We start from the raw sequence: 21429 nt of genomic DNA on the forward strand, positions 1-21429 counted from the left end.
GAGCGCTGCCGGCGGCCGGCCGGCAGGACCGCCGCGCTATTCGGCGGCCTGGGCAAAAGCGGGCTCATCGATCCGCAGCATGCGCGACAGCGGTGCGATGTCGACCTCGCCGGAGGGCGTGGACACCGGGACTTTCAGCTCCCGCAAGACGGCGTATTCGTGCAGCCGCGCGGCGCCGTGCGGGTCGCTTGGCAAGAGGCCGGCGGACGGGTGGCACATCAGCACGTCGCCGCTGCGGCTGGCGGTAATCCAGGCGGACAGGCGCCGCCGGTAGTCGGCCGCACTGCCCGAAAAATCGTAGACACCGAGCAGGCCGCGGCTCACCGGAATGCCGTGCTGCCGCGCGAGCGCGCGCAGGCTGGCGCCACCCAGCGCATGGATGATGCCGGCCTTGATGCCGCCGGCCGCAGCGCCCGGGGCCGCCGCGGCGGTGCAGCGCAGCCACGGCCGCGGCATCGGGTAGCGCCGCACGATTTCCTCGACCAGCAGCTCGCGCACCACCGGCAGCTGGTGCACATGCCGGTGTCCGTCGACGAAGGCGGGCGGGCATCCCATCGCATCCTCGAAGCGGTCCAGCTGGTCGCGGATGTCGGCGCGCAGCGCCTGGGCGTCGACGGTTCGCATGCAGGTCCTCGCGATCAGCCCCGCCAGCCCGGGCTCGGCGCCGTCGGCAACGGCCGGCCGCGTGAGGTCCAGGTGCAGGCCCACGTCCAGCCGGCTGGCATCGAAGCGTCTCAGCGTCCCCGCACCGTCCTGCCAGGCGCTGCGGCGCACCATGCCGCTGGTGGCGGAGATCTTGCCGTGCTCGGCGAGATCGAAGACGGCCGAGTTGATGCCCGCGCTCATGCCGAAATCGTCCGCGCAGATGCAGAGATGGCGCGAAGCCGCAGGCGGCTGCGTCCCCGTTGCCTCAGTCATTGCCATCCGTCTTCTTGTCCGCCGGCTTGGGCATGGCGGCTGCGGGCGCCCCGGGCGAGAGCTCCAGGCAATGCGGATCATGCGCCGTGCTGCCGGCGAATCGCCACACCGCAATGCGCTTGTTGAACGCGACCAGCTGCGCGCGCGCCAGCCAGGGGGTCGCCAGCTGCGCGTTGCTGGGCCCGACCAGCCAGCTGGTGCGCGGGCTGCAGAGCGTGCTTGCCAATCGCGACCGCTCGACAAGCGTGGCGGCCGCGCGTGCGGGATCGAAGCGCGCCGCGTCCAGCAGCTCCTTGTGCCAGTTGTCGCGGCCCTCGTCGCCGGCCGCCTTCCAGTCGGCGGAGACGAGCACCGGATTGCGCAGCCGCCAGTAGAACGGCAGTTCGTAGGTGTAGCTGTCGAGCATCACGACCTGGTCGCCGGGCGCCGCGGCCAGCTCCGCCGGAAGCCGCAGCCGGGCGCCGGGCGGCGTGGCATAGGCCACGATCGCCATCAGGCAGGCCACGCACACGGCCGCGGCCGCGAGGGTCATGGCGCGCAGCCTGGGCAGCAGCGCTCCCAGCGGCCGGCCCGCCAGCGCGCGCTGCGCGATCAGGTACGCCAGCGGCGGCAGCGCCGGCAGCACATAGCCGATCAGCTTGGAACGCGGGACGGAGAAGAAGGCCACGATGACCGCGAGCCAGATCCACATCAGCCAGTCGATCTCGGAGAGCCGGCGTCCTGCAGGCGGCGCCTCCTGGCGCCGCGGCATGAGCAGCCAGCCGAACCAGGGCAGCGTGAGGCCCGCCAGCACCGGCAGGTAGAACCAGAACGGGTGCTCGTTGTTGAAGCCCGAGGACGCGAAGCGCCGGAAATGCTGCGTGACCACGAAGTAGTCGAAGAACTCCGGATACTTCATCTGCATCGCGACGAACCACGGGCCGGCCACGGCCAGCAGCAACGCCCATCCCGGCAGCCAGGCGGCCAGGCGCAGCACGGCGCTCTTGCGCGTGACCGCGCACCAGGCCAGCAGCACCGCCGCCGGCAGCACCACGCCGATCAGCCCCTTGGCGAGCAGCCCGGCCGCAGCGAACAGGTAGGCGCACGCCAGCATCGCGCGCCAGGGTTCGCCGCGCTCCCAGGCCAGCACGGCGCCGGCGCCCAGCAGCACCGTGGCCGCGATGCAGCCGGCCACCAGCATGTCGAGGTTCGCGAACTGTGCACCCAGGAAGAAGAACGGCGTGGTCACGAGCACCACGGTGGACAACAGCGCGAGCCGCACCGTCGACCAGCGGCGCAGGAAGAGGAACAGCGCCGCCGCCGCCGCGACCGCACCCAGGATGGAAGGCAGCCGGGCCGCCCATTCGACGGGTCCCGCCAGCGCCATCGCGCCGGCGCCGATCCAGTAGAAGAGCGGGGGCTTGTGGAAAAAGGGCAGGCCGTCGAGCCGCGGCACCAGCCAGTCGCCGGAGTACAGCATCTGCAGCGCGACGCCGGCATAGCGCCCCTCGTCCGGTGCCATCAGCGGGCGGACCCAGGCGGTGGCGATGAGCCAGGCGAAAAGAGCCGCGACGAGCCACAGCGGCTGCGGCGATGTCCACCATGTGGTGCTGCCGGACCGCTTCATGGCTGGTCGGCCTCGAGGCCGACGCCGCTTTCGCGGCGGACCACGTAGAGCGGCCGGCCCTTGACCTCTTCGTAGATGCGCGCCACGTACTCGCCCACGATGCCGGTGAAGATCATCTGCACGCCGATGAAGAACATCAGGCTGACCACGATCGTGCTCCAGCCCGAGACCGGGTTGCCGAACATCAGGTGGTCGAGGACCACGTAGGCGCCGTATGACAGCGCGGGCACGGCGAACAGCAGCCCCACCACGCTGACCATGCGCAGCGGCCAGGTGGTGAAGGCGGTGAGCCCGTCGATGGCCAGGGCGAACAGCCGCCGCGCATTGAAGCTGCTGGCGCCTGCGGCGCGCGGCCTGGGCGTGTAGGGCATGGCCACGGCCCGGAAGCCGACCCATGCATACAGGCCCTTCATGAAGCGGCTGCGCTCGGGCAGGCTGGTCAGTGCATCGACCACCCGCCGGTCCATCAGCCGGAAATCGCCCGCATCCTGCGGCACCGCGAAGCGGTCCGACGCGTTCAGAAGCCGGTAGAAGATCCGGCTGCCGATCTGCTTGAGGCGGCTCTCGTCGCTGCGCTCCTGGCGCACCGCATAGACCACCTCCGCGCCGGCCTTCCAATGGTCCAGCATGGCGCGGATGAGCGACGGAGAGTGCTGCAGGTCGCCGTCGAGCACAACCACCGCGTCGCCTGCAGCGGCCGCCAGGCCTGCGGAGAGCGCCGCCTCCTTGCCGAAGTTGCGCGACAGGCAGATGCACCGGAAGCCCGTCAGTTCGCACCAGGCCTGGGCCACGGCCGCGGTGTCGTCGGTGCTGCCATCGTCCACGACGATGATCTCCCAGCGCATTCCCGTGGCCCAGAGCGTTTCTTCGAGCAGGGGCAGCAATTGCCGCAGGTTGGCCGCCTCGTTGAAGCACGGGATCACGCAGGAAATGCTGCGTTGCTGCGTCCCGGTCGCGCCCTGCGCGTGCGGGGCAACGATGGGCGCGGACGCGGGTTCGGCAGCGGTCGAGGAGATCATGAAGGCCTCCACAGCGAACCGGCCGCGTCCTTGTCGCCGGATGCGCCGCCGGTTCGTGGCAGGGCAAGATGCACGCACCATTGCACGAGGGCCAGCGCCGCGGCGATCACGCCGGCCAGCAACAGGCCCGCGATGATGTCGAGCGGGAAATGGACGCCCACGTAGATGCGTGCCCACCCGGTGGCGGCCGCCAGCGCAAGCAGCGGCACGCCAAGCGCGCGCAGGCGGGGGCGCAGCAGGAAGGCCAGCGCCACCATGAACATGACGGCCGCGTGCGCGCTGGGAAGGCTGCCGCGTCCCCCGTGTTCGATGTAGGCCGGCGACAGCGCCAGCACGAAGGGCCGCGGCATGTCCAGAGACAGTGCGATGGCATGCGCCATCGCCGATGTCGCGCCTGCGAGCGCTGCGACGATGCACAGGTAGGCGCGCTCGGCGCGATGGCGCCACAGGGCCGCGATGACGATTGCTCCGCAGAGCCAGCTGCCCCAGAGCGCGAGGGCGATTGCGAGGCCAAGGACCCACGGCGTGGGCCGGGGGCCGGCAGCGATCCATTGGAACGCGGCGAAATTGAGGGCATTCACGGGCGCCCCCACACAACCACGGCGGCGCATGACAAAAAAAACGGAAACATGGCAATCAACCTTTCGACGGAACAGGAAGGCCCGTGCGCGGCGCGCAGCGGGAGGCCCGGCGCGCGAGGCGCCGCTTCTCAGATCGCCGAAGGGGGGGCGGTGGTGGGCGGCAGCCGCCGCCACGATTGCGCGGGCGGCGGCGCGCCGCTGTGGTGTGGCACGCGTTCGGGCATGTCGCGCAAGGCGGGCGCCTTCGGCCGCGCCAGCAGCACCGCAAGAGGGGCCAGCACGAGAACCAGCGCAAGAAAGGTGTCCAGCGCGGAGCTCAGCGCATGGGGAAGGTCGATGCTGGCCGGGGCCTGGGCAAAGACCGTCGTCTCCCGGTCGGCCGCATGATCCGGCCGGTCATCGGCCTCGAACTGGGTCGTGGCGCTGGCGTTGCGCACCCTCAGCCCGGGCTCGTCTTCCAGGCCGTCGCACCGGAAATGAACCGCGATGAAGGGCTGCAGAAGAAGCAGCGCGATGCCCGCCACGCACCACAACCTGCGGTGCGCTTCGGTGAATCGGCGGATGCGTGCCAGCAGCATGCGCGGATGCTAGTTCCGCCAAGTGAACGGAACCTGAGCGGGCTCGTCAGCATCCCGCAAGGTCGCGCTGCTTCTTCCGGGGCATGCAGGCGACGGGGATCTGCGCCTTTGCGGATACACAACAAGACTGATTCCTTTTGGCATCCCAGGCCTATTGGCCGGCCTTGCTTTGTTCTTTGGTGCAACCCCCTTAGGCTTGGCGCATCGGGCCCCGTTTCGCGGCTCGGCGAGAAGCCGCCGCCGAGGCGTGCTGAAAAGAACGATCTCAGTAATGCGAGTGGAATTGTCGAACCAGCGCCAACGTCGACGCACGGGATCCGTGGCGTGGTGGTGGGTGTTCGCCCTGGTGTTGACGGCGCTGCAGCCCTTCATCGCCATTCATTTCCGCGACGACGGATGGGAGGACGAGCCGGGCTTTCGCATCCGCGCCGTGAGCTCCACTGTGCAGTTCGAACCCGACGAGCGGCCCGGTCACGCCGCCATTGCGGAAACCACCGTGTTCGTGCCGCCGGGCGCGAGCATCGAGCAGCCCGACGTATTCCGCGATGGGCTGTCCGGCTTGATGCTTCTTGTCTTGGCGCTGCTGCCGCTGATCCTGCCGCTGCTGCGGGTCCCGTGGCTCACGGCCTCGCGCGTGCCGTCCGAGCGCCTCGACGCACGCAACCGGGCACCTCCGCCGGCCACCGCCTGGCTGAGGCTCCCGCCCGGTACCGCGCCGCCCCTTGCACGTTGACTCGCGGCCTCGCCATGCGATGCCGGTCCTGCTGCGCGCGCTCGCGCCGCGCGGCGATCCTGTTCAGTTTTCAAAGGCTCTATCGTGAATTCATCGTCAAACCCTGCGTGCGCTCGCAGCGCTTCAGGCATCCTGCTGCCCACCGTCCCCGAGCCATTCGGCGCCGGTGTCCACAGCAGCCGTGTCTTTCATCTCTGAAGGCGCCCGACATGTCCTGGAAAAACTCGACATCCCGCTACGGCGCAGCGGTCATCGGCCTGCATTGGCTGATGCTGCTGCTGCTGGCCGCCGTCTACGCCTGCATGGAACTGCGCGGCTTCGCGCCCAAGGGCAGTGAATTGAGAAGCGCCATGAAGTCCCTGCATTTCCTGCTGGGCCTGGGCGTGCTCGCGCTCGTGCTGCTTCGGCTCGCCGTGCGCTGGAGCGCGGGCGCCGCGCCCGGCATCCATCCCGCGGTGCCGGACTGGCAGGACAGGCTCGCAGGGCCCGTGCACTTCGCGCTCTACGTCTTCATGATCGCCACGCCCATCCTGGGCTGGATGACGCTGAGCGCTGAAGGCCAGCCGATCGCGCTGTTCGGCCTGCCTGTGCCGTCGCTCGTCGATGCCAACGAGGCCCTGGCCGACCAGCTGCAGGACGTGCACGAAGCCCTGGCCACCGCCGGCTATTTTCTGATCGGCCTGCATGCGGCGGCCGCGCTGGCCCACCACTACCTCTTTCGCGACGACACGCTCTCGCGCATGCTGCCCCGGCGCGGTTCGCGCCAAGGAGCCCATGGCAGGGACAGATGAAATCTTTCCACTATCGCGCCCATCCCGAGCGCCACCGCACCGAACACATCGGCTGGCTTCGGGCCGCAGTGCTCGGCGCCAACGACGGCATCATCTCCACGGCCAGCCTGGTCGTGGGCGTCGCGGCGGCCCATGCCGGCCACGCCAACATCCTGACGACGGCCGTGGCGGGCCTCGTGGCCGGCGCCATGTCGATGGCCGCGGGCGAATTCGTCTCGGTGTATTCCCAGGCCGACACCGAAACCGCGGACCTGGAGCGCGAACGCCGCGAACTCGCCTCGGAGCCCGAGGCCGAGCAGCGGGAACTGACCGCGATCTATGTGCGCCGCGGGCTCGACTACAAGCTCGCCAGCGAGGTCGCCACGCAGCTGATGGCGCACGACGCGCTGGGTGCGCATGCACGCGATGAACTGGGCGTCTCGGAAGCGCTGAGCGCGCGCCCGCTGCAGGCGGCGCTGGCTTCCGCAGGCAGCTTCGCTGCGGGTGCGGCCATGCCGCTTGCCGTGGTGGTGCTGGCACCGCCGGCATCGTTGCTGGCGTGGACCATCGGAACCGCCATCGCCTTCCTGGCGCTGCTCGGTGCCATTGCCGCGAAGATCGGGGGCACACCCGTCGCGCGAAGCGTCTGGCGCGTGGCCTTCTGGGGCACGCTGGCCATGGGAATCACGGCGGGGGCAGGTGCCGTGTTCGGCGCGCCGGCCTGAACGTCACGGCGTCCTGGCCCGGGCGTCGCCGGGCAGGCCTGGAGGCATCGGGCATGAAGTCCTTGCGGGCCGCTGCGGCGTTCATTGCCCACGTAGGCTCATGTCGCGGACGCTGCGTGGGCAGCCCGCACGCTTCACATGATAGTGGCGGCAGATTCGATTTGCCTTGAGAAGCCCGCGCAACGCGCCCCGTGGATGACCCCGCCTCACTCGCCGTCGACCCGATCGAACCCCCAAAGCACGGCCGTTACCCCCAATGCCGCCACCGGTCCCGCGAGCGGATGTACCAGTGCGGCGAGAACGGGGGCCACGAGAATCAGATGACGCAGCCCCCAGCCGTACAGCGCGCCGGCGCGGCGCGCATAGCCATTGCCCATCGGATTCCACCGTTGCCGTGCCGCGCATTCCACCGGCATGCCGCTGATGAAGCCCAGGTGCGTGTAGTAGCGCACAGCCATGGCGGAGCACACGAGCGACGCAAGCAGCAGGGCAAGGAGCAGGAGTTCGGACGCGAGCCGGGGTGTGAGATGCAGCCATCCGGCGCCGCCGAGACCTTCGCGCAGCGAAGGGGCGGTCAGCGTCGCGGTGCCGACCAGTCCCAGCGCGGCGGTCGACGCCGTCATCGTCGCGGACATCAGGGAATTGCGCAGTGTCTGGACCGAGAGAATCTCCGAACCCCGTTGCTGTGATACGGCATCGAACCACTCTTCCCGCAGCAAGGCATGCGCGCTGCGCGCCACGCGGTGCGGGTCCCGGTGCTGTGCCCATGCGCGCGCGCCTTCGTAGGCGGCGAGCACCGCGACGGTCGCCAGGATCGCCAGCCAGGCCACAGCCGAGCTCATCGCGCCGTGTCCGCCGCAGCGCCCGGCATGCCCGCAGCGGCGGATCTGCGCCGCTCGACCAGCTCGTACCCCGCCATGCCCGCGAGCATCGCGGCGACGAAGACCAGTGCCTTCACCTCCCCCATGCCCGCGGCCACCAGCCCCGGGCCCGGACAGAAGCCCGCCACGCCCCAGCCGATGCCGAACAGCACGCTGCCCAGGACCAGGCGGCGATCGATCGTGCGCGAAGCCGGCAGCCGCATCGCCGCGCCGAGGAAGGAGCGTGTGCGGCGCCTCGCCACCGCGAACGCGACGGCGCCGACGGCGATCGCGCCGCCCATCACGAAGGCGAGCGACGGATCCCAGCGCCCTCCCAGGTCGAGGAAGCCGAGCACCTTGGCCGGGTTGGCCATGCCGGAGACGATCAGGCCCAGGCCGAACGCCAGGCCGGCAAGGAACGAAGTGAAGACGGTCATGGCGGTTCTCCTCAAAGACCGAGCAGATGGCGCATCAGGAACACGGTCAGGAAGCCGGCACCCATGAAGACCGCAGTCGCCGCCAGCGAGCGCGGCGACAGCCGCGAGAGGCCGCACACGCCGTGGCCGCTCGTGCACCCCGATGCATAGCGCGTGCCCACGCCGACCAGCAGGCCGGCTGCAACGAGCGCAACGTAGCCGGCATCGATCTGCGGCCTGGGCCACTGCGCGAAAGCCGCATAGGCCATGGGCGCCGCGACCAGCCCGGCCACGAACGCCAGGCGCCAGGCCACGTCGCCCCGCACGGGCCGCAGCAACCCGCCGACGATGCCGCTGATGCCGGCGATGCGGCCATTGAGCAGCACGAACATCGCGGCGGCCGCGCCAACGAGCACGCCGCCCGCCAGGGCGGTCCAAGGGGTGAATGCAGGCCAGTCGATCGTCATCGTCATTCTTCCTTCGGGCAGTAGATCCGGTAGAGCAGGGCGAGGATCTCGAGCAGCGCGGGGTCCGCCACGGCGTAGAAGACGTTCTTGCCCTGGCGGCGCGTGGTGACCACGCCCTCGTTGCGCAGCACGCCCAGCTGCTGGGACAGCGTCGGCTGGCGGATGTCGAGCTGCGCTTCGAGTTCGCTCACGCACATCTCGCCCTGGGACAGCTGGCACAGCAGCAGCATGCGGTCCTCGTTGGCCAGGACCTTCAGCACGCCGACCGCGCGGGAAGCAGCGCCGCGCAGGATCTCAGGATCGAAGACGGGGTGGCGGAGTGATTTCATGGTTGACGACATTATACAAACATATATATTATTAATCCATAGATCATTGGTCGACCCCGCGAGCTCTCCATGAACAACACCCCAGCTTCCATCCAGGCCTTCTTCGATCCCCAGACCGGCACCGTCTCCTACCTCGTGTGGGACCCGGCCAGCCTGCGCGCCGCCGTGATCGACCCGGTGCTCGACTACGACTTCAAGTCGGGCCACACCGGCACCGCGTCCATGGACCGGGTGCTGGCCTGCGTGGCCGAGCACGGGCTGCAGGTCGACTGGATCCTGGAGACCCATGCCCATGCCGACCACCTTTCGGCAGCCAGCCATCTGCAGCAACGCGTGGGCGGGCGCATTGCCATCGGCGAGCACATCCGCACGGTGCAGGCCACCTTCAAGACGCTCTTCAACCTGGAGCGCGGCTTCCTGCCCGACGGCAGCCAGTTCGACCACCTGTTCAAGGACGGCGAGACCTTCCGCATCGGCGCCATCGAGGCCACGGCCCTGCTGGTGCCCGGCCACACGCCCGCCGACATGGCCTACCTGATCGGCGGCGCGGTATTCGTCGGCGACACGCTCTTCATGCCGGACCTCGGCAGCGCGCGGGCCGACTTCCCGGGCGGCGATGCGCGCCAGCTGTACGCATCGATGCGCCGGCTGCTGGACCTGCCGCCCGAGACGCCGGTGTATGTCTGCCACGACTACCCGCCGCCATCGCGGCCGGCGCAATGGCAGACCACCGTGGCCGAGCAGCGCGCCCGCAACATCCATGTGCGCGACGGCATCGGCGAGGACGAGTTCGTGGCCATGCGGCGCGCACGCGACGCCACGCTCGAAGTGCCGACGCTGATCCTGCCGTCGATCCAGGTCAACGTGCGAGCCGGCCGGCTGCCGCCGCCCGACGGCAACGGCGTGTCCTACCTGCGCATTCCGATAAACGCGCTGCCGGTTCGCCGCACCGCCGCCGACTGAGCCCTGGAGACTGCGGGCTTGACGGGCATCAAGTCCCGGCTGTGCGGCGCATGCCAAGCTCCGTTCGGAAAAGGAGCGCCATGTCGTCACCCAACCGCCTGCTGGCCCGCCGCGCCGGCATCGACACGTACCAGCAGGCCGTGGTCTACATGCGCAGCGACTGCGCCGTGTGCCGTGCCGAGGGCTTCCAGTCGCAGGCGCAGGTCGAGGTGATCGCCAAGGGGCGCCATCTGTTCGCGATCCTGCACCAGGTGAACAGCGACTGGCTGCGCGGCGACGAGATCGCGCTGTCGGAGGCGGCCTGGGCCCTGATGGGCGCCGCCGAGGGTGAAGAACTGGTGGTGCGTCACCCGCCGATCCTCGATTCGCTGGCGCACCTGCGCAGCAAGGTGCATGGCGGCAGGCTGGACTACGCCGCGCTGCGCGCGCTGATGGAGGACGTGAGCCGCGGACGCCTTCCCGACATCCACCTGGCGTCCTTCGTGACAGTCTGCGCCGGCCGCGGCCTCGACCTGGACGAGACCGTGGCGCTGACCCGCGCCATGGTCGACGTCGGAGAGCGCATCGACTGGGGCGTTTCGCCGGTGATGGACAAGCACTGCATCGGCGGCCTGCCGGGCAACCGGACCACGCTGCTGGTGGTGCCGATCATCGCGGCCTGCGGCCTGGTGATGCCCAAGACCTCGTCGCGCGCCATCACCTCGGCAGCTGGCACGGCCGACGTGATGGAAACGCTCGCGCCGGTCGACCTGGACCTGCCGGCGATGCGCCGCGTGGTCGAGCGCGAAGGCGGCTGCATCGCATGGGGAAACGCCATGCGCATCAGTCCCGCGGACGACATGCTGATCCGCGTGGAGCGGCCGCTCGGCATCGACAGCGAAGGCCTCATGGTGGCCTCCATCCTGTCCAAGAAAGCCGCCATGGGTTCGCAGCGCGTGCTGATCGACATTCCAGTCGGCCCTCTGGCCAAGGTACGCAGCGATGCGGCCGCCGGCCAGCTCTCGCACAGCCTCGTATCGGTGGGCGCTGCGCTGGGCCTGCAGGTGCAGGCGGTGTTCACCGATGGCAGCCAGCCGGTCGGCCGCGGCGTCGGCCCTGCGCTAGAGGCGATGGACGTGATGGCGGTGCTCGAACGTGCCGCCGATGCGCCGGCGGACCTGCGCGAACGCGCGCTCTTGCTGGCTGGCCTGCTGCTCGAACTGGCGGGCAAGGCGGCGCCGGGCACCGGCAATGCGCTGGCGCGCGCGGTGCTGGACGACGGGCGCGCGCTGGCCCGCTTCATTGCCATCTGCGAAGCGCAGGGCGGGCTGCGCGTGCCGCCCAAGGCGGCCCACACGCACTGCGTGACCGCGCCTGCGGCCGGGGCGGTGGCGGGCATCGACACCCGCCTGGTGGCGCGCATGGCCAAGCTCGCCGGTGCGCCGCGTGATCCGGCGGCGGGCGCCTCGATGCACGTGCGCGTGCAGGACCGTGTCGCTCGCGGCCAGCCGCTCTTCACCTTGCACGCCGGGAGTCTCGGCGAGCTCCAGTACGCCTTGAGCTTCGTGCGCTCGCAGCTGCCCGTCGTGCGCATCGGGGCCGTTTCCTGAGGCGTGCCTGGGTGCAAGAGGGCGAGGGTGGCAGCGGCCCCGGGCCGCGAACATTCGAGGAGCTTTCCAGGCCGCCCCGAGTGGCCCGCGGGCCGGCAAGGCCGGCTGGTCAGCGTGCAAGAACGTAGGTGCCCGGCGCGTCGCCGATCGGTGGGTAGCCGCGCCGCGGCGACCCCATGGCCGGCCGCCGGCGCCGGGGTCCCGAATGGCCGGCCAGCCACTGCTGGAAACAGGGCCACCAAGAACCCGTCGTTTCCTGTGAGCGCGCGAGGAACTCGTCCGGTGCGAGGTAGGGCGCGTTTTTCGTCCGCTTGAGCACCCGGTGGCTGCGATGCGTGTGGCCCGGTTCGCTCAGGATGCCGGCGTTGTGGCCGCCCTCCGTGAGTACGAAGGTGACTTCGGCATCGCACAGCAGATGGATCTTGTACACCGATCGCCAGGGCGCGACGTGGTCGGTGCGGGTGCCGAGCGCGAACACCGGCACGTCGATGTCGTTCAGCGAGACCGGCCGTCCGTCGACCAGGTAGTGCCCTTCGGCCAGCGCATTCTCGAGGAAGAGGCTGCGCAGGTAGTCGGAATGCATGCGGTAGGGCATGCGCGTGCCGTCCGCGTTCCACGCCATCAGGTCGGTCATCGGCACGCGTTCGCCCAGCTGGTAGTTGCGCACCATCGGCGCCCAGAGCAGCTCGCCGGGGCGCAGCGCCTGGAAAGCCGCCGCCATCTGCCGCGCGTCCAGGTAGCCCTGGCGCGACATGATGTCTTCCAGGAACGCCAGCTGGCTTTCGTCGATGAAGAGGCCCAGTTCGCCGGGCTCGGTGAAGTCGGTTTGCGCGGCCAGCAGGGTGAGCGTGGCCAGGCGGTCGTCCCGGTCCCGCGCCATGGCGGCCGCGGCGATGGCCATCAGGGTCCCGCCGAGGCAGTAGCCCACGGCATGGACGCGGCGTGCGGGCAGCACGGCCTCGACCGCGTCGAGGCTCGCCATGATGCCCAGGCGCAGGTACTCGGCCATGCCGAGCCGCGCATCCGCCGCCCCGGGGTTCTTCCAGGAAATGGCGAAGACCGTATGCCCCTGGGCCACGAGATGGCGGATCAGCGAGTTGTGCGGCGAGAGGTCGAGCACGTAGTACTTCATGATCCAGGCGCTGACGACCAGGACCGGCTCGGCATGCACCGTCGGCGTGGCCGGGGCGTACTGGATGAGCTCGATCAGCTCGTTACGCAGGATGACCTTTCCCGGCGTGAGCGCGACTTCGTGCCCGGGCCGGAACGATGCGGCCTCTGCAGGCGGCGGGCCCCATGCCGCGCGGCCCGCGTCCTCGAGCCAGTGCATGGCGCCATTCGCCAGGCTGGTGCCGCCGGTGGCCGCGGCCTTGCGCAGCACCTGCGGATTGGTGATCGCGCCATTGGCGGGCGAGAGCAGCTCCAGCCATTGCCTTGCCAGGAAGGCAACCAGCTGCTCGTGGTGGCGGTCCACGCCGGGCACGCCGTGAATGAAGGTGCGCAGGCGGTGGGCGGCAGCTTCGTGGGCCTGGCGGTAGAAGCTGAACGGCCAAGCGTCCCATTCGCCGCCCGACAGGCGCGGCTCGTGCGCCGGGTCGGGTGCCTGGACGACGGCCCCGTCGATACCGGCCCGCACTGCGCGCCCGGGCTGCGTCGCCAGGTGAATGGCCCAATCCGACCACGCCAGCATCTGTGCGGCGGGCGACAGGCCCCCGCCCAGGTGCCCCCCAGAGCGCGTGCAAGGTTCTGTCTAGTTCGTCGGGCGCTTCGTTCATGGTGGTGTTCTTCGGGAAGGTTCGCGCGTCCGCGTGAAGGCCGGGACACCGCGTCGCCGGTGCGTCCGGTCTGGCCGAATGTAGGGACCGCAGGCGGCGGTGGCCTTGCGCTGAATCAATCAAGACGCGCCGCGCCCGGAGCTCAGTGCGGCCGGCTCGCCCGCACCTCGGGCCAGGAAAGCTCCAGCCCCATCACTGCGCGTGCATACAGGTAGTTGTTGAGCATCCGCTCGCTGAGCGAGTCCATGTCGACATGGCCGATCGCGTCGCAGGGAAAGGCGAAGGCGCGCTGATTGGCGAACAGAGGTTGAAACCGCAGTTCGTAGCCGCAGGATGCATGAGGTGTGTCCATCTTGGTCTCCTTGAGCGCTTGCGTTGGCACCGGCCGTTGCAAGAGGAAGAAGAACGGCGCCATCTCAATCTAGACCTCGTGCGTGGCGGCATCATCAATGCTGCGCATCAGACGGAAACAAGGTGTCAATCGTCGGTATCGGCGCGACCTGGCCTGTGCCGGAAACTGCTGAACCAGGCGGCCAGCTGCGCGAGATCCAGCGCCGCGCTGCCCGAGCGCGGGCGCCCCCGACACGGCGGCGGGAGCGGCGTGTCTTCCTCGACCACGTTCGTGCGCAGCGCTTCCCATCCGTGGGGTGTGATCTCGAGCACGGTGGCCGGGGCCTGCCGCAGACAGCGGTCGCAGCCGATGTGCGGCGATGGAATCAGCACCCTGATCAGACCGGCGGCGTCCAGCAGGCGCAACCTGTCGATCATCGCGGCATCGGCCCTGGCGCAGGGCAGCGGCGCATCGGACAGCTCCTTCAGGAGATTCATGCACATGGACGCGTTCCCGAGCGCTCAGTCGAGCGTGATCCAGAAGACGAACATGTTCAGCGCAAGCCAGGCTCCCGCTGCGAGCAGTACCGCAGCCAGCGCGACCGCGAGCCACTGGAGCGGGGGCATGGCCGGTCTCGCCACGCGTTCAGCGCCTGGCGCGAGCGCAGGTGCTGAAGCCGAAGAGCGAATAGAGCGGGCAGGTGCCGATCACCCCGGTCAGCAGCGGCACCACGCCGATGTAGCCCCACCGGCCTACGATTTCCGTGGCCGCCAGCATGATGAGCAGCGTACCGCCGCCCACACGCGCCGTGCGCTCCAGGGGACCGATGTTTTTCGACAGGAAGGACATGCGTTTCTCCTTGTGGGCAGGAGAAGATCTTGTGCGGCGCAAGCCTGTCCGGTGTTGAGGCAGATCAAGGATTCGAGGTTCCAGACTGCATCGGACGCATCCGAGCCCTCAGGCGGGCAGCAGCGTGCGGACGCCCGCGGCAATGGCCGCGGCGAGCGGGATCCGGTTGGACGGGTGGCGGATGGTGTCGCAGCTGACGATCTCGCCCGCACCGGCCGCGCGCAGGTCCTCGAATGCGGTCTGCGCGAACACCGCATGCACCGCCACGCACACAGGGGCGGCGAGCCCCGCCTGGCGCAGATGGCCGACCGTCTCGATCATGGTGCGGGCGGTCGAGACGATGTCGTCCACCAGCACCGGCGTGCGCGAGCGCCAGCGCTCGACGTCCGGCAGCGGGACCTCGACATCGCGGTCGCCTCGGCGCGTCTTGCGCAGCACGACGAAGGGGGCAAGGGCATGCTGCGCCACGGCGCCGACCCATTGGGCGCTTTCCTCGTCGGGACCGATCAGCAGGGGGTCGCGCACATGCTCTCGAATCCACTGCGCCATGCTCTGCGCGGCATGGACGGCGTGCGCCGGAACGCTGCAGACCTGGGACAGGTCGGTGATCCGGTGCAGGTGGGGATCGACCGTCAGCAGCCAGTCGGCGCACTGCGAGATCCATGCGCCCACATGGTGGGCGCTGATCGTCTCGCCGGGCTGGAAGCGACGGTCCTGCCGCATGTAGGCCAGGTACGGCGCGACCAGGCCGACCGACCGCGCGCCGGCTTCCCGCAGCGCCGCCGCCAGCAGGAACAGCGGCACGAGCTTGTCGTCAGGCCGGTCGAGCGTGCAGACGATGATCGTCCCCCGGCCATCGACCGGCGACTCGATGCGCACGTAGGACTCGCCATCGGGAAAGCGCCGCACCGTGGCGACGCCGCGTTCCAGCCCGAGGCGGATCGCCAGCTCTTCGGCGAGCTGTTCGTTCCCGGGCATCGCGATCACGACGCCGGGCGCGGTCATTCGAAGGCCAGGGCTCCCGTCGGCAGATGCACGCGCAACGGCTTCTCCGCCTCGGGCTTCGATTGGGCTTCCGGCGCACGCACGAGCAGGACCGGCACGGGCGCGTAGCGCAGGATGTGTTCCGCACAGCTGCCCATGATCGCGCGCCCGACGCCTCGGCGGCCGTGCGTGCCGAGCACGATCAGGGCCGCAGGCCACGTGGCGGCTTCCTGGGCGACCAGTTCATGAACCGGTCCGGACCGCCTGTCGCACAGCACCGTCTCGACCCCGATGCCGGCCGTCTTTGCCGAGTCCCTGGCTTCCTCAAGGAGGCGATCGCCGTTCTCGCGCAGCACCTTCAGCAAATCCCCGGCGTAGCCATAGGCATCCACGGCAAGCGCGAACGAGAGGTCGTCGATCGCATGAAACACCCGTAGCCGTCCTTGCGTCAGCTTCGCGAGGCGGATGGCCTCGTCCAGTCCGCGCCGCGCCGTCGGGCTGCCGTCGATGGGAACAAGAATTCGCTGGTACATGGCGGACTCCTCGGATTGCGGGTTGAAAAGACCGTCAGTATCCGAAGGACGGCGCCCCTCGCCTTGAGGTGGCGCAAGGCAGGTCGACAGCGCCGCGGCGAACATCAGGCCCTCCCGCATTTCGAACGGAAGGAGACGCCATGAAGATTCTGCTTGCAGTGGACGGCAGCGACTACACGCGGAGAATGCTCGGCTACCTGGCCACCCACCAGGAGACGCTGGGCTCCGGTCACGACTACACCGTGCTCCATGCGGTTCTCCCGCTGCCGCACCGGGGTTGAGGCGCCGCAGTCTGGGCGGTGAGCGCGATGGCACTCGTGACGGCCTTCTTCGAAAGCGCGGAACCGTCGGTGGCGACCAGGATGCGTTTGAACATGAGAGGTCTCCGAGCGTGTCTGCCGCGAGCTTAGGCAAGCCGCGGCCGCGCACGTTGATTCACATCAAGAAGCGCTGAAGCGGCTGCATCGCAGCGGGATGGATCAGGCCCGTGCCTTGCGGCGGGGCGGATGCCCGCGCGTCCTCGAAGGCGCGGCGGCCGCCAGCCGGGCGTAGAAGAATCGCTTGGCCATCTCCGCGAGCGCCAGGTACGCCACCAGCATGCCGGCCAGCCAGGCGAAGAAGATCGCGGGCGGCGGCTCGAAGTGGAAGAACCTGGCAAGCGGCGAAAAAGGCAGCAGCAGCGCGGCCCCCACGACGAAAAGCGATGCCAGCGAAAGCGCCGCGCCGGGCCGGCTGGCCCAGGGCTTGCCTCGCGTGCGGATCACGAAGATCACCAGCACCTGCGTGGCCAGCGACTCGACGAACCAGGCGGTACGGAACAGCGGCGCCTGTGCGTGCAGCACATGGATCAGCAGCCAGAAGGTCAGTGCATCGAAGGCCGAGCTGATCGCACCGAACAGCCACATGTAGCGCCGGATGAACTTCATGTCGAGGGTGCGGGGCCGGTGCAGGTCGGCGGCGTCCACGCGGTCGAGCGGAATGGCCGCCTGCGACAGGTCGTAGAGCACGTTGTTGAGCAGGATCTGCGCCGGCAGCATCGGCAGGAAGGGCAGCAGCAGCGAGGCGCCCGCCATGCTCAGCATGTTCCCGAAGTTGGAGCTCGTGCCCATCATGATGTACTTCATGACATTGCCGAAGGTGCGCCGCCCTTCGAGCACGCCCTCGTGCAGCACCGCAAGGTCGTGGTCGAGCATGACGATGTCGGCCACCTCCCGCGCCACGTCGACCGCGCTGTCCACGGTCAGACCCACGTCGGCCGAGCGCAGCGCAGGGGCGTCGTTGATGCCGTCGCCCAGGTAGCCGACCACATGGCCGCGCGCCCTGAGCGCCAGGATGATCCGGTTCTTCTGCGCCGGGTTGACGCGGCAGAACAGGGTGGTGCGGCCCACGCGGGCGCGCAGCGCGGTTTCGTCCATGGCCGAGATTTCCTGCCCGGTCAGCACGCCCGCCACGGGAATGCGCAGCAGGGTGCACAGGTGCTGGGTCACCAGCTCGCTGTCGCCGCTCACGATCTTCACGTGGACGCCGCTCTTGGCCAGCGCGGCCATGGCTTCGCCCGCGCCGGCCTTGGGCGGATCGATGAAGGCCGCGAAGCCGGCGAACACCAGCGCGCTCTCGTCGCGCACGTCGGCATGCGGATGGTCCGCGGGCACGTCGCGCCAGGCCACGCCCAGCACGCGCAGGCCCTGGCGTTCGAGCGCATGGCAGCGCTCGCGCAGCTGTACCAGGGCGGCCGCGTCCAGCGGCGCCAGCGACCGGCCTTCGTCGCGCTCGAAGCGGCTGCACAGGGCCAGCACGTCGTCTGGCGCGCCCTTCGCCACCAGCCAGCGCGCATCGCCCCGGTCGAGCAGCACCGAGACACGCCGGCGCTCGAAGTCGAAGGGCACCTCGTCGATCTTCTTCCAGGCCGCGGTGTCCATCGGGTGCGCCAGCACCGCCTCGTCGAGCGGGCTTTTCAGGCCGCTTTCGAAAGTGCTGTTGAGGTGGGCCAGCATCAGCACCCGTGCGCTGTCGCGGCCGTCCGCATCGGCGCATCGGGCGAGGCTGATACGCGCTTCGGTCAGGGTGCCGGTCTTGTCGGTGCACAGCACATCCATCGCGCCGAGGTTCTGGATCGAGGCCAGGCGCTTGACGATGACGCGGCGCGAGGCAAGGCGCATGGCGCCGCGCGAGAGCGTGACCGACACCACCATCGGCAGCAGCTCGGGCGTGAGCCCGACGGCGAGCGCCACCGCGAACAGAAAGGCGTCGAGCAGCGGCCGATGCAGGATCACGTTGACCAGCAGCACGAACAGCACCAGCAGCAGGGTCATCCGCATGATCATCATGCCGAAGCGGTGCATGCCGATCTCGAATGCGGTGGGCGGCGGCTCGGCCTGGAGGCTGCTCGCCACCTCGCCGAGCGCGGTGTGCGAGCCGGTGGCCATGACGCCGACGCGCGCGCTGCCGCTGATCACCGTGCTGCCCATGAACACCGCGTTGAGCGCGTCCTGCAGCTCGGCGGCGCGGCCCCCGGGTGCGCCCGGGTGCTTCTCCACGGGGTAGGACTCGCCGGTCAGCAGGCTCTGGTTGACGAAGAAGTCGCGCGCCTCCAGCACCAGGCCGTCCGCCGGCACCCGATCGCCCGCCGACAGCAGCATCAGGTCGCCCGGCATCACCTCGGTCACCGGAATCTCCCGCACGGCGCCGTCGCGCAGCACGCGCGCGCGCAGCGCCACCGAAGCGCGCAGCTTCTCGGCGGCGCTGCTGGCGCGGTGCTCCTGCACGAAGTCGAGCGTCACGCTCAGCAGCACCAGCAGCACGATGATCCCGGCGTTGGCGATGTCGCCGGTGGCCGCCGAGATCGTGCTGGCGGCCAGCAGCACGAGCACCAGCGGATTGCGCAGGCGGGCGAGGAACTGCAGTGCCAGCGAGCGCTTCGCCTGCGGCTCGAAGCTGTTCGGGCCCCAGCGCGCTCGCGCCTCGTCGGCCTGCAGCTGCGACAGGCCCCAGGTGGCGCCCGCGCCCGCGCCGCGCCACCATGGCTCGGGAACGGAGGCGTCGGGGCTGGCGTGCGAAGGGAGGGTCACTGCAACCGGATGTCGTCGCAACGCCGGGCTGGCGACGCGGAACATTCTTCCATCGAAGCTGGACAAGGCCCAAGACTAGGCATGCCTGCGCGCAACGGCCTTGCGCCCGATCAAGCATCGGGCGCCGCGGTGCGCAAGCTCGCGGGCGGTTGATCCAGCGCAAGGCCGCGCGGGCGGGGCGGCCTAAGGTCGGCCCATCGCATTGCGCAAGCTCCAGGAGCCTTCATGCAGACCCCGAAATCCATCCTGCTTCACCTCGACAGCTCGGCGCGCACGGCGGAGCGCATCAAGGTGGCCGGCGAACTGGCCGAGGCCTTCGAGGCCGAAGTCACCGGCCAGCCGTGCACCCTGTCCGCGCTCGTTCGCTATCCGTTCGCCATGGAGGCCGCGGGGGAAGCCGTCGCGATCATGCAGGAGATCGACAAGGGGGCGCGCGACAGGATGTACGCCGCCTTCATGGCGAACAGCGCGGGCTTGCGGCGCCTGCGCTGGGCCGAGCCGCAGAGCGACGGCCCCCTGGGATTCGCCCGGCGCGCGCTCTATGCCGACCTGATGATCCTGGGCCAGCGCGACAGGAACGGCCCGATGCAGGGCGAACTCCCCGGCGACTTCCTGCCCAGCCTGCTGGTGCAGAGCGGCCGGCCGGCGCTGGTGCTGCCGTATGCGGGGCCGATCGGCCCCATCGGGCGCACCGTGCTGGTGGCGTGGAAGGAAACGTGCGAGGCCGCGCGCGCGGTGAGCGCGGCGCTGCCGTGGCTGCGCACGGCGTCGCGCGTGCATGCCGTGGCCTACGGCGAGGACGCGCAGGCCTCCTTGCAGGAGCTGCAGAACTATCTGCGGGTGCAGGGGGTCCGGAACCTCGAGCTGCACCCCGGCGGCGGCGACGACGAGAGTGCCGGCAGCAGGCTGCTTTCCTTCTCGGCCGACCTGAGCGCGGACCTGCTGGTCATGGGCTGCTACGGCCACGGCCGGGCGCGCGAATGGGTGCTCGGCGGCGCCACGCAGTCGATCCTGCAGTCGATGACGCTGCCCGTGCTGATGTCGCACTGAGCGGGACCCATCGCCATGAGCACCGAATTCACCTTTCCCTTGGCGCTTTGCAAGGCGCAGTGGAGCATCTGGCTGCACACGCTCGAAATGCTGGAGACGGCGGGGGCACAGTGCCTGGCGCTCGGATCCCACGCGCTGCGCGACAGCGCGGCCGAGACCCGTGCCCAGACCGACGCGATCGCCCGGGCCGGGGGCTGGCAGTTCCGGGCCACGCTGCCGATGAATGCGTGTTGGTGCTCCGCGGCGCCACACGCCTCGGCGGCTTGTGCATTCGACCGGCCGGCGATCGGTCCGACGACGGCCGCGGCGCCGCACGTGGTCGCCGCGTCGGCGTCCCGGCGCGCCGTGGTGGCCGACGCACTGCGCACGCTGAACGCCGCGCTCGCGGCCACGCCCTCCCGAAAGAAGCCATGACGCTCTCGACCATCGCCGTGCACCTCGACCACACCGAGCGGTGCGAGGCCCGCACCTTGCTCGCGGTCCGGCTGGCAAGGCAGCACGGCAGCCATCTGCTCGGCCTCGTGCCCACGGGTGTGCCATCCGAGGCGGCGTTCGCACAAACGGGGGACGCCGTCTCCCTGGTGGCTGCGGCCGCGCTGTACCAGCGCCGGCGGGCCGAGGCCGTGGCGCACGTGTTTCGCTGCCGGCTGCGCGAGACGGGCCCGCTGCCCTGCGAAATCCGGCTGGCGGATGGCGACCCGGTGGAGGCCGTGCTGGCCCATGGCCACGCGAGCGACCTGGTCGTCGTCGGACAGGCAGACCGGCAGGCGGCGGTGGACGCCCGGGCCCGGCAGCTGCCCGAAGAGATCATGCTGCATGCGGGGCGGGCCGTTCTCATCGTGCCGCGTGCGGGGCGTTTCGAAGGTGCTTTGAGCCGGATCCTGGTGGCCTGGGATGGCGGCAGGGAGGCGGCGCTCTCGGTGTCGGGCGCGCTGCCGCTGTTGCGCGCGGCGAACACCGTCACCGTGGTGTCGATGCGGGAAGACGGCGGCGCCGACTCGGCCGGCACACCTTCTGCCGGCGAATTGGACGGCTGGCTCCTGCGGCACGGCATCCGGGCCGCTTTCGATTGCAGTGCGGTGGCCGGGAGAACCGGCGATGCCCTGCTGGCCCACGCTTCGGCGCGGAAGGCCGACCTGATCGTGATGGGGGGCTTTGGGCACGCCCGGTCGCGAGAGCGGCTCCTGGGCGGCGTCACGCACGACGTTCTTGCGCGCACTCCCATCCCCGTCCTCATGGCCCATTGAAGCGAAGCCGGCCCGCCAGATGCGGCCGAGCAGCGTGG

24 protein-coding genes and 2 pseudogenes are annotated in these 21429 nt (G+C 70.0%); 9 read left to right on the forward strand and 17 right to left on the reverse strand.

The genetic code is table 11. From position 1 onward, the window contains the following. Nucleotides 1–36 precede the first annotated feature (36 nt). From ACAM58_RS27380 to ACAM58_RS27400, 5 genes are all read right to left on the reverse strand, one after another. Nucleotides 37–918, reverse strand: a complete 882-nt coding sequence (locus ACAM58_RS27380; RefSeq protein ID WP_027730826.1) for a ChbG/HpnK family deacetylase — start codon at nucleotides 916–918, stop codon at nucleotides 37–39. Continuing rightward, a complete protein-coding gene (locus ACAM58_RS27385) occupies nucleotides 911–2524 on the reverse strand; it encodes a glycosyltransferase family 39 protein (RefSeq protein WP_018905994.1) in 1614 nt (537 codons plus the stop codon). Before ACAM58_RS27385 ends, ACAM58_RS27380 begins: the two co-directional genes overlap by 8 nt. Continuing rightward, entirely contained in the window at nucleotides 2521–3543 is a 1023-nt protein-coding gene (locus tag ACAM58_RS27390; protein WP_038107758.1) for a glycosyltransferase family 2 protein, read from the reverse strand. Before ACAM58_RS27390 ends, ACAM58_RS27385 begins: the two co-directional genes overlap by 4 nt. Next, entirely contained in the window at nucleotides 3540–4124 is a 585-nt protein-coding gene (locus tag ACAM58_RS27395) for a phosphatase PAP2 family protein (RefSeq protein WP_018905996.1), read from the reverse strand. Before ACAM58_RS27395 ends, ACAM58_RS27390 begins: the two co-directional genes overlap by 4 nt. Nucleotides 4125–4252: 128 nt before the next feature. Further along, nucleotides 4253–4702: a hypothetical protein gene (locus tag ACAM58_RS27400; protein WP_018905997.1), complete on the reverse strand. Its 450-nt coding sequence runs from the start codon at nucleotides 4700–4702 to the stop codon at nucleotides 4253–4255. 271 nt (nucleotides 4703–4973) lie between these two features. Here ACAM58_RS27400 and ACAM58_RS27405 point away from each other — a divergent pair, with 271 nt between their 5' ends. The 3 genes from ACAM58_RS27405 to ACAM58_RS27415 all read left to right on the forward strand — a co-directional run bounded on the left by ACAM58_RS27405 (nucleotide 4974) and on the right by ACAM58_RS27415 (nucleotide 6930). Further along, nucleotides 4974–5435, forward strand: coding sequence for a hypothetical protein (locus tag ACAM58_RS27405; RefSeq protein WP_049809369.1), 462 nt, complete (start codon nucleotides 4974–4976; stop codon nucleotides 5433–5435). Between the two features lie 209 nt (nucleotides 5436–5644). Beyond that, the gene (locus ACAM58_RS27410) at nucleotides 5645–6226 is read left to right on the forward strand and encodes a cytochrome b (protein ID WP_018905999.1); all 582 of its coding nucleotides are present in this window, start codon (nucleotides 5645–5647) and stop codon (nucleotides 6224–6226) included. Further along, nucleotides 6223–6930 carry a VIT family protein gene (locus ACAM58_RS27415; protein WP_018906000.1) on the forward strand — a complete coding sequence of 236 codons (708 nt, stop codon included), beginning with the start codon at nucleotides 6223–6225 and terminating at the stop codon, nucleotides 6928–6930. Before ACAM58_RS27410 ends, ACAM58_RS27415 begins: the two co-directional genes overlap by 4 nt. A 206-nt stretch (nucleotides 6931–7136) precedes the next feature. On the opposite strand, the gene ACAM58_RS27420 is transcribed toward ACAM58_RS27415, so the two are convergent. The 4 genes from ACAM58_RS27420 to ACAM58_RS27435 are packed head-to-tail and all read right to left on the reverse strand — an operon-like array spanning nucleotide 7137 to nucleotide 9002. Beyond that, nucleotides 7137–7772 carry a DUF599 domain-containing protein gene (locus tag ACAM58_RS27420; RefSeq protein ID WP_026284167.1) on the reverse strand — a complete coding sequence of 212 codons (636 nt, stop codon included), beginning with the start codon at nucleotides 7770–7772 and terminating at the stop codon, nucleotides 7137–7139. After that, nucleotides 7769–8227, reverse strand: coding sequence for a DUF6691 family protein (locus ACAM58_RS27425; RefSeq protein ID WP_018906002.1), 459 nt, complete (start codon nucleotides 8225–8227; stop codon nucleotides 7769–7771). The genes ACAM58_RS27420 and ACAM58_RS27425 overlap by 4 nt, the downstream gene beginning before the upstream one ends. An 11-nt stretch (nucleotides 8228–8238) precedes the next feature. Then, a complete protein-coding gene (locus ACAM58_RS27430; RefSeq protein ID WP_020610600.1) occupies nucleotides 8239–8673 on the reverse strand; it encodes a YeeE/YedE family protein in 435 nt (144 codons plus the stop codon). Nucleotides 8674–8675: 2 nt separating this feature from the next. Continuing rightward, nucleotides 8676–9002: a helix-turn-helix transcriptional regulator gene (locus tag ACAM58_RS27435; protein WP_018906004.1), complete on the reverse strand. Its 327-nt coding sequence runs from the start codon at nucleotides 9000–9002 to the stop codon at nucleotides 8676–8678. 69 nt (nucleotides 9003–9071) lie between these two features. Here ACAM58_RS27435 and ACAM58_RS27440 point away from each other — a divergent pair, with 69 nt between their 5' ends. Next, nucleotides 9072–9965 carry an MBL fold metallo-hydrolase gene (locus ACAM58_RS27440; protein WP_018906005.1) on the forward strand — a complete coding sequence of 298 codons (894 nt, stop codon included), beginning with the start codon at nucleotides 9072–9074 and terminating at the stop codon, nucleotides 9963–9965. 80 nt (nucleotides 9966–10045) lie between these two features. Continuing rightward, nucleotides 10046–11554 (forward strand): thymidine phosphorylase family protein, encoded by a 1509-nt coding sequence (locus ACAM58_RS27445; protein ID WP_018906006.1) that lies wholly within the window; start codon nucleotides 10046–10048, stop codon nucleotides 11552–11554. Between the two features lie 109 nt (nucleotides 11555–11663). On the opposite strand, the gene ACAM58_RS27450 is transcribed toward ACAM58_RS27445, so the two are convergent. From ACAM58_RS27450 to ACAM58_RS27475, 6 genes are all read right to left on the reverse strand, one after another. Next, nucleotides 11664–13244, reverse strand: a complete 1581-nt coding sequence (locus ACAM58_RS27450; RefSeq protein WP_018906007.1) for an alpha/beta hydrolase — start codon at nucleotides 13242–13244, stop codon at nucleotides 11664–11666. 227 nt (nucleotides 13245–13471) lie between these two features. Continuing rightward, nucleotides 13472–13744, reverse strand: a complete 273-nt coding sequence (locus ACAM58_RS27455; RefSeq protein WP_018906008.1) for a hypothetical protein — start codon at nucleotides 13742–13744, stop codon at nucleotides 13472–13474. A gap of 62 nt (nucleotides 13745–13806) precedes the next feature. After that, on the reverse strand, nucleotides 13807–14157 hold the full coding sequence (locus ACAM58_RS27460) for a hypothetical protein (protein WP_018906009.1): 351 nt from the start codon (nucleotides 14155–14157) through the stop codon (nucleotides 13807–13809). Nucleotides 14158–14305: 148 nt separating this feature from the next. Continuing rightward, a complete protein-coding gene (locus ACAM58_RS27465) occupies nucleotides 14306–14509 on the reverse strand; it encodes a DUF2892 domain-containing protein (RefSeq protein ID WP_018906011.1) in 204 nt (67 codons plus the stop codon). Nucleotides 14510–14617: 108 nt separating this feature from the next. Then, nucleotides 14618–15514, reverse strand: coding sequence for a ribose-phosphate diphosphokinase (locus tag ACAM58_RS27470; RefSeq protein WP_018906012.1), 897 nt, complete (start codon nucleotides 15512–15514; stop codon nucleotides 14618–14620). Next, nucleotides 15511–16026: a universal stress protein gene (locus tag ACAM58_RS27475; protein WP_018906013.1), complete on the reverse strand. Its 516-nt coding sequence runs from the start codon at nucleotides 16024–16026 to the stop codon at nucleotides 15511–15513. The genes ACAM58_RS27470 and ACAM58_RS27475 overlap by 4 nt, the downstream gene beginning before the upstream one ends. A gap of 140 nt (nucleotides 16027–16166) precedes the next feature. Between ACAM58_RS27475 and ACAM58_RS27480 the strand changes: the two are divergent. After that, nucleotides 16167–16274: pseudogene (locus ACAM58_RS27480) on the forward strand (universal stress protein); the annotation flags it as partial. A 47-nt stretch (nucleotides 16275–16321) separates the two neighbouring features. On the opposite strand, the pseudogene ACAM58_RS27485 reads toward ACAM58_RS27480, so the two are convergent. Beyond that, nucleotides 16322–16402, reverse strand: a pseudogene (locus ACAM58_RS27485) (universal stress protein); the annotation flags it as partial. A gap of 103 nt (nucleotides 16403–16505) precedes the next feature. Beyond that, a complete protein-coding gene (mgtA, locus tag ACAM58_RS27490; protein WP_369665100.1) occupies nucleotides 16506–19001 on the reverse strand; it encodes a magnesium-translocating P-type ATPase in 2496 nt (831 codons plus the stop codon). A 318-nt stretch (nucleotides 19002–19319) separates the two neighbouring features. On the opposite strand from mgtA, the gene ACAM58_RS27495 reads away from it, so the two are divergent. Genes ACAM58_RS27495 through ACAM58_RS27505 form a run of 3 tightly spaced genes read left to right on the forward strand, consistent with a single transcriptional unit; the run spans nucleotide 19320 to nucleotide 21391 of the window. Next, nucleotides 19320–20144 carry a universal stress protein gene (locus ACAM58_RS27495; RefSeq protein WP_018906016.1) on the forward strand — a complete coding sequence of 275 codons (825 nt, stop codon included), beginning with the start codon at nucleotides 19320–19322 and terminating at the stop codon, nucleotides 20142–20144. A 15-nt stretch (nucleotides 20145–20159) separates the two neighbouring features. Next, complete coding sequence (locus ACAM58_RS27500) at nucleotides 20160–20558, forward strand: hypothetical protein (protein WP_018906017.1); 399 nt, start codon at nucleotides 20160–20162, stop codon at nucleotides 20556–20558. Further along, nucleotides 20555–21391: a universal stress protein gene (locus ACAM58_RS27505; protein ID WP_018906018.1), complete on the forward strand. Its 837-nt coding sequence runs from the start codon at nucleotides 20555–20557 to the stop codon at nucleotides 21389–21391. Before ACAM58_RS27500 ends, ACAM58_RS27505 begins: the two co-directional genes overlap by 4 nt. Nucleotides 21392–21429 lie beyond the last annotated feature (38 nt).

It is taken from the genome of Variovorax sp. V116 (assembly GCF_041154435.1).
Lineage (GTDB): Bacteria > Pseudomonadota > Gammaproteobacteria > Burkholderiales > Burkholderiaceae_C > Variovorax > Variovorax paradoxus.

Bases quoted from the DNA above. Each gene is read 5' to 3' on its own strand.
- ACAM58_RS27380 (WP_027730826.1), bottom strand. From the start codon at position 918: ATGACTGAGGCAACGGGGACGCAGCCGCCTGCGGCTTCGCGCCATCTC.
- ACAM58_RS27385 (WP_018905994.1), bottom strand. From the start codon at position 2,524: ATGAAGCGGTCCGGCAGCACCACATGGTGGACATCGCCGCAGCCGCTG.
- ACAM58_RS27390 (WP_038107758.1), bottom strand. From the start codon at position 3,543: ATGATCTCCTCGACCGCTGCCGAACCCGCGTCCGCGCCCATCGTTGCC.
- ACAM58_RS27400 (WP_018905997.1), bottom strand. From the start codon at position 4,702: ATGCTGCTGGCACGCATCCGCCGATTCACCGAAGCGCACCGCAGGTTG.
- ACAM58_RS27405 (WP_049809369.1), top strand. From the start codon at position 4,974: ATGCGAGTGGAATTGTCGAACCAGCGCCAACGTCGACGCACGGGATCC.
- ACAM58_RS27410 (WP_018905999.1), top strand. From the start codon at position 5,645: ATGTCCTGGAAAAACTCGACATCCCGCTACGGCGCAGCGGTCATCGGC.
- ACAM58_RS27415 (WP_018906000.1), top strand. From the start codon at position 6,223: ATGAAATCTTTCCACTATCGCGCCCATCCCGAGCGCCACCGCACCGAA.
- ACAM58_RS27420 (WP_026284167.1), bottom strand. From the start codon at position 7,772: ATGAGCTCGGCTGTGGCCTGGCTGGCGATCCTGGCGACCGTCGCGGTG.
- ACAM58_RS27425 (WP_018906002.1), bottom strand. From the start codon at position 8,227: ATGACCGTCTTCACTTCGTTCCTTGCCGGCCTGGCGTTCGGCCTGGGC.
- ACAM58_RS27430 (WP_020610600.1), bottom strand. From the start codon at position 8,673: ATGACGATCGACTGGCCTGCATTCACCCCTTGGACCGCCCTGGCGGGC.
- ACAM58_RS27435 (WP_018906004.1), bottom strand. From the start codon at position 9,002: ATGAAATCACTCCGCCACCCCGTCTTCGATCCTGAGATCCTGCGCGGC.
- ACAM58_RS27440 (WP_018906005.1), top strand. From the start codon at position 9,072: ATGAACAACACCCCAGCTTCCATCCAGGCCTTCTTCGATCCCCAGACC.
- ACAM58_RS27445 (WP_018906006.1), top strand. From the start codon at position 10,046: ATGTCGTCACCCAACCGCCTGCTGGCCCGCCGCGCCGGCATCGACACG.
- ACAM58_RS27450 (WP_018906007.1), bottom strand. From the start codon at position 13,244: ATGCTGGCGTGGTCGGATTGGGCCATTCACCTGGCGACGCAGCCCGGG.
- ACAM58_RS27455 (WP_018906008.1), bottom strand. From the start codon at position 13,744: ATGGCGCCGTTCTTCTTCCTCTTGCAACGGCCGGTGCCAACGCAAGCG.
- ACAM58_RS27460 (WP_018906009.1), bottom strand. From the start codon at position 14,157: ATGAATCTCCTGAAGGAGCTGTCCGATGCGCCGCTGCCCTGCGCCAGG.
- ACAM58_RS27465 (WP_018906011.1), bottom strand. From the start codon at position 14,509: ATGTCCTTCCTGTCGAAAAACATCGGTCCCCTGGAGCGCACGGCGCGT.
- ACAM58_RS27470 (WP_018906012.1), bottom strand. From the start codon at position 15,514: ATGACCGCGCCCGGCGTCGTGATCGCGATGCCCGGGAACGAACAGCTC.
- ACAM58_RS27475 (WP_018906013.1), bottom strand. From the start codon at position 16,026: ATGTACCAGCGAATTCTTGTTCCCATCGACGGCAGCCCGACGGCGCGG.
- ACAM58_RS27495 (WP_018906016.1), top strand. From the start codon at position 19,320: ATGCAGACCCCGAAATCCATCCTGCTTCACCTCGACAGCTCGGCGCGC.
- ACAM58_RS27500 (WP_018906017.1), top strand. From the start codon at position 20,160: ATGAGCACCGAATTCACCTTTCCCTTGGCGCTTTGCAAGGCGCAGTGG.
- ACAM58_RS27505 (WP_018906018.1), top strand. From the start codon at position 20,555: ATGACGCTCTCGACCATCGCCGTGCACCTCGACCACACCGAGCGGTGC.